Origin of the sequence: Clavibacter sp. MX14-G9D (assembly GCF_032917815.1) — a bacterium.
GTDB classification, from domain to species: domain Bacteria; phylum Actinomycetota; class Actinomycetes; order Actinomycetales; family Microbacteriaceae; genus Clavibacter; species Clavibacter michiganensis_K.
In genome coordinates this window covers 1-5,508 of sequence record NZ_JAVCVL010000183.1, presented here as the reverse complement: position 1 = coordinate 5,508, position 5,508 = coordinate 1, and the positions used below count along the sequence as shown (strand labels likewise).

General features: G+C 73.7%; 5 protein-coding genes. All 5 read left to right on the top strand.

Annotated elements, in window-relative coordinates:
* On the top strand, window positions 1-1,036 hold a 1,036-nt coding region (locus Q6969_RS12575), incomplete at its 5' end, for a type II secretion system F family protein (RefSeq protein WP_396335552.1).
* 410 nt (window positions 1,037-1,446) lie between these two features.
* Window positions 1,447-1,635, top strand: a complete 189-nt coding sequence (locus Q6969_RS12570; protein WP_317230734.1) for a DUF4244 domain-containing protein — start codon at window positions 1,447-1,449, stop codon at window positions 1,633-1,635.
* A 17-nt stretch (window positions 1,636-1,652) separates the two neighbouring features.
* The gene (locus Q6969_RS12565) at window positions 1,653-2,033 is read left to right on the top strand and encodes a TadE family type IV pilus minor pilin (RefSeq protein ID WP_396335551.1); all 381 of its coding nucleotides are present in this window, start codon (window positions 1,653-1,655) and stop codon (window positions 2,031-2,033) included.
* Window positions 2,017-2,373, top strand: coding sequence for an Rv3654c family TadE-like protein (locus Q6969_RS12560; protein WP_317230732.1), 357 nt, complete (start codon window positions 2,017-2,019; stop codon window positions 2,371-2,373). The genes Q6969_RS12565 and Q6969_RS12560 overlap by 17 nt, the downstream gene beginning before the upstream one ends.
* A gap of 247 nt (window positions 2,374-2,620) precedes the next feature.
* The coding region (gene topA / locus Q6969_RS12555) for a type I DNA topoisomerase (protein WP_317230731.1) at window positions 2,621-5,508 on the top strand (2,888 nt) is incomplete at its 3' end.

The following is a 5,508-nucleotide window of genomic DNA, read 5'->3' as shown; positions in this document are numbered from 1 at the left end:
CGGCGGCCGACGGGGATCGGCCGTGACGGTGCGCGCGCTCGCCGGGCGCCTGCCGGCGACCATCGTGCCGTCGAGCGCCGGAGCCGTCGTGGCGGAGGCGGAGGAGACGGCCGCGTTCGTGCGGGGCCTCGCGGTGCTGCTCGGCGCGGGACTGCCACCCGAACGCGCATGGCGGCAGCTCGCGCCGCCGGGCGGAAGGGCGCGACGGGGTGACGGTGCCGCGGCATCGGTCATCCGATGCGTAGCCTCGGGCTCCGACTCGGATCCCCTGTCCGCGCGCGTGGCCCACGCGGTGGAGCGCGGACGGAGCGGCACCGCGGGAGGCGCCGCCACCGCGCCCTGGAGCGCCCTCGCCGCGGTGCTCGAGATCTCCGACCGCACGGGCGCGCCGATGGCGGCGGCGCTCGTGCGCCTCGCCGAGACACTCGTCGACGTCGCCCGCGTCCGACGTGACGCCGGGACCGCGCTCGCCGGTCCGGTGGCCACGAGCCGCACCGTGCTCCTCATGCCCGGGGCCGGGATCGTGCTGGCGGCCGGACTCGGCTTCGACCCGATCCGGATCCTCGCCACCACCGTGCCCGGAGCCGCCTGCCTCGTGGTGGGCGCCGCGCTCGTGGCGGTCGGCTGGCGCTGGAACCGGAGCCTCGTCCGCCGGGCCCTGCCCCGAGACGCCGCACCCGGCCTCGTCCTCGACCTCGTCGCGACCGCGATGTCGGGCGGCGCGTCCGTGCCGCGGTCGGTCGCCGTGGTCGGGCGCGCCTGCGAGCGCTCGGGGATCCCCGTCCGCGGCGAGCTGACGGCCGTCGCCTCCGTCGTGGAGGTCGCGACCCGGACGGGCGCGCCCGTCGTCGACCTCCTCCGCGGCGAGGCGGAGAGGGCGCGGCGCGATGCGCGCACCGGGGCTGAGCGGGCAGCCGCGCGTCTCGCCGCGCGGCTGATGCTGCCGCTCGGGGTCTGCGTCCTGCCGGCCTTCCTGGCGGTCGGCGTCGTGCCGATGCTCCTGGCCGTCGTGTCCTCAACACTCGGGCGGGGATGAGGGCGTCCACCGGTGGTCGGGCGCACCCGATCCGTCGATGCCGCGCCGGGCAAGGTGATGACCTGCCGACGGGCGGCAGGCACAGACGGCGGGCGATGCCCGCCAGGGGAGAGGACGAGGACATGGGACGAGTCGAGGAGCCGGCACCGGCGACGGCGGACCACGGGGCGGTGGCGCCATCGTGCGGCGGGGCCTTCCGCGGGTCCGAGGCGGCATCGAGCACCGCTCCGGACGCGGGGGCGTCGAGAGCATCGGGGTGCCGCTCCGACTGGCCGCTCGCGGCGGTGGCAGCGGTGCCTCCTCCGGCGACGAGCAGGCGCGGCCGTGAGGCGTCCTCGGGTCGCGCGTCGAGCTGCGCCGACGGTGGAGGGAGTTGCGCGCGGCCCGGGCCCACGAGGGTCGCCCTCGCCGTGCGGGTAGCCGGCCGGGCCGTCCTCGACCGGGCGTCGAGCGACCGCGGCGCCGCCACGGCGGAGTACGCCATCGCGACCATGGCGGCCGTCGCGTTCGCCGGCCTGCTCGTGGTCATCCTCCAGAGCGACGAGGTGCGGGGCATGCTGCTCGACCTCGTGCGGCGCGCGCTGACCTACGACCGCTGATGCGGGCGGGGCACCCCATGCCCGTGGACCCGTCCTCCCGGGCTGCGGCGGAGGACCGCGGGGCGGCGGCGGCGGAGCTCGCGGTCGTCCTGCCCGCGGTCGTCCTCGTCCTCGGGTTGTGCATGGGAGCGGTGCAGACCGTGGGGCAGCAGGTCGAGATGACCTCGGCCGCGCAGGAGGCCGCGCGGAGCCTCGGCCGTGGGGAGGACGAGAGCAGGGCGGGCGAACGCATCGACGGCGCCGCTCGAGGGGCGTCCATGGCGGTGGACCGGCAGGGGCACGCCGTCTGCGTCCGGCTCACCGCTCCGAGCCGCTTCCTGCCGGCAGGGGCGGCCGGGATGCGGCTCGAGGCCCGCGGCTGCGCATGGCAGGAGGATGCGGATGCGGACGTCGGGTGATGCCGGGTCGGGCGCGGTGATCGCGGTGGGGATGCTCGGGGCGGTCGCCTCGCTCGCGCTGGCTTCCGTCGCCGTGTCCACCGTCCTCGTCGAACGGGCCGTCGTGGCGGGTGCGGCGGATTCCGGGGCGCTCGCCGCGGCCGACGTCGCCGCGGGGTTCTCCTCGGGCCCGCCCTGCTCCGCGGCGGGCGAGGTGGTGGGAGCGGTGGGGGCGTCGCTGACCTCGTGCGAGGTGGACGGCACCACCGTCGCGGTGGCGGTCACGGGTCGTGGTGACGCCATCGGCCTGGCGGTGACGGCGCGGGCACGAGCCGGGCAGCCTCGGGACGCGGTGCCGTGAGGGCGGGGCCGCGAGCCGATCGTGGCGTCGCCGCACGGCCTCGCGGAGCCGTTGGCGGAGTCCTCCGGGAGGCCGCGACGGAGCCCGTCCGGGCGGCGCCGCGATTAGGTCTCCGGTCGGTGCGCGTGTGTATGGTGTGCCTTGTCGGGGACCCCGCCGCACGTCGCCCCGGAGCGCATCCGAGCGGGCACGCACCCGGACACCGGGCCGCACACCGGCCCCCATGAACGCATATATAAGGAGTCACGTGCCCGGCACGAAGAAGTTGGTCATCGTCGAGTCGCCGGCCAAGGCCAAGACGATCGCCCAGTACCTGGGCGACGGCTACGAGGTGCAGGCGTCGGTCGGTCACATCCGCGACCTGATCGAGCCGAAGAACCTGCCGCCGGAGCTCAAGAAGGGCACGCTGGGGAAGTTCTCCGTCGACGTCGAGAACGGCTTCGAGCCCTACTACGTCGTGAGCGACCAGAAGAAGAAGACGGTCGCCGACCTCAAGCGGGCGCTCAAGGACGCCGACGAGCTCTTCCTCGCCACTGATGAGGACCGGGAGGGCGAGGCCATCGCGTGGCACCTGCTCCAGGTGCTCAAGCCCAAGGTGCCGGTGAAGCGCATGGTCTTCCACGAGATCACCAAGGAGGCCATCGAGCGCGCACGCGACAGCACCCGCGACATCGACACGGCCCTCGTGGACGCGCAGGAGACGCGCCGCATCCTCGACCGCCTGTACGGCTACGAGGTGTCGCCCGTGCTGTGGCGGAAGGTCGGCCCCGGCCTGTCCGCCGGCCGCGTGCAGTCCGCCGCCACGCGGCTCGTGGTGGATCGCGAGCGCGAGCGCCTGGCCTTCGTCACCGCCTCCTACTGGGACCTCACCGCCGCGCTGTCGCCGATCGACCAGGAGCTGCCCTTCGATGCGCGCCTCGTCCGCATCGACGGGGCCCGCATCGCGACGGGTCGCGACTTCGACGACAAGGGCGCCCTCAAGAACTACTCGCGTCCCCTCGACGCGACCAGCGCGGAGGCCCTCGCCGAGGCGCTGCGCGACCCGTCCGTGCCGCTGAAGGTGCAGAGCGTCGAGTCCAAGCCCTACACGCGCCGGCCGGCCGCCCCCTTCACGACGTCGACGCTGCAGCAGGAGGCCGCCCGCAAGCTGCGGTTCTCGGCCCGGCAGACCATGAGCGTCGCGCAGTCGCTCTACGAGAACGGCTACATCACCTACATGCGCACCGACTCGCCGTCGCTCTCGCAGCAGGCGATCACCGCGGCGCGGAAGCAGGCGGCGGAGCTCTACGGGGCCGAGACCGTGCCGGACAAGCCGCGTCTCTACGCCGGCAAGAGCAAGAACGCGCAGGAGGCCCACGAGGCCGTCCGCCCCGCAGGGGAGACGTTCCGCACGCCGCAGCAGCTGGCCTCCACCCTGCGCGGGAACGACCACAAGCTGTACGACCTCATCTGGAAGCGCACCATCGCCTCCCAGATGGCCGACGCGAAGGGGTCCACCGCCTCGGTCGTCATCGCCGCGGGTCCGACCTCCGCCGGAGAGGTCGCCGAGTTCGCGGCCTCGGGCACGGTCATCACCTTCCGCGGCTTCCTGGCCGCGTACGAGGAGAGCCGTGACGAGGAGCGCCACGGCGCCGCCGAGCCACGCGAGGCCAAGCTCCCCGACCTGAAGAAGGGGCAGGACCTGCGCCTGGTCGACGTCGACGCCAAGGGCCACGAGACCAGCCCGCCGCCGCGCTACACGGAGGCGAGCCTCGTGAAGACGCTCGAGGAGCTCGGCATCGGGCGCCCGTCCACCTACGCGGCCATCATCTCGACCATCGTGGATCGCGGCTACGTCACGCCCCGCGGCACGGCGCTCGTGCCCAACTGGATCGCGTTCTCCGTGGTGCGGCTGCTGGAGGAGTTCTTCACGGAGCTCGTGCAGTACGACTTCACCGCCGGCATGGAGGACGACCTCGACCGCATCGCGGAGGGCTCGGCCGAGCGGGTCGACTGGCTGAAGGGCTTCTACTACGGGAACGACGCCCACAAGGGCCTCCGCCCGACCATCGACAACCTCGGCGAGATCGACGCGCGGCAGATCAACTCGCTGCGCATCGCGGACGACATCACCCTGCGCATCGGCAAGTACGGGCCCTACCTCGAGGTCCACGAGGAGGGCGCGGCGGAGGACGCGACGCCTCGTCGCGTCAACCTCCCCGAGGACCTGGCACCCGACGAGCTGACGGCGGCGAAGGCCCGCGAGCTCATCGACGCCCCCGTCGTCACGGACCGCGTGATCGGCATCAACCCGGAGAACGGCAAGCAGATCGTCGCGAAGGACGGCCGGTACGGCCCCTACGTGACCGAGCTCGACCCGGAGCCGGAGGAGGCGCCCGCCGCTTCCGCGCAGGGTGTCGACCCGGCGACGGGCGAGGTGCTCGAGGCTGCGGCGACGCCCACGGCGACACCGGCGAAGAAGGCGCCCGCCAAGAAGCCCGCGGCGAAGAAGGCGGCGGCCGTGAAGCCGCGGACGGCCTCCATCTTCAAGACGATGGACCTCGCGACCGTCGACCTCGAGACCGCGCTCCGCCTGCTGGACCTCCCGCGCGTCGTGGGCGAGGATCCGGAGACGGCGACCCCCATAACCGCGCAGAACGGCAAGTACGGCCCGTACCTCAAGAAGGGCACGGACTCCCGCTCGCTCACCAGCGAGGAGCAGATCTTCGAGATCGACCTCGCCGGGGCCCTCGAGGTGTTCGCGCAGCCCAAGTACGGCGCGCGTAGACCCTCCAGCGCCCTCAAGGAATTCGACGCCGACCCCGTCAGCGGCAAGGGCATCAAGGTCAAGGACGGCCGGTTCGGCCCCTACGTCACCGACGGCGAGACGAACGCCACGATCCCGAAGAGCGAGTCGGTCGAGGACATCGACTTCGACCGGGCCGTCGAGCTGCTCGCCGACAAGCGCGCCAAGGGACCGGCGAAGCCGAAGGCCAAGGCGCCCGCCAAGGCCAAGGCCAAGGCACCGGCGAAGGCCAAGGCACCGGCGAAGGCCAAGGCACCGGCGAAGGCGAAGGCGCCGGCCAAGCCCCGCACCGCTGGGTCCGCGACGACCGCGTCCACGACGGCCGCCGCGAAGACGAGCACGGCGAAGAC

Excerpts from the sequence above, each read along its gene's own strand:
- Q6969_RS12565 (WP_396335551.1), top strand. The coding sequence starts at position 1,653 with ATGCCCGTGGACCCGTCCTCCCGGGCTGCGGCGGAGGACCGCGGGGCG.
- Q6969_RS12560 (WP_317230732.1), top strand. The coding sequence starts at position 2,017 with ATGCGGACGTCGGGTGATGCCGGGTCGGGCGCGGTGATCGCGGTGGGG.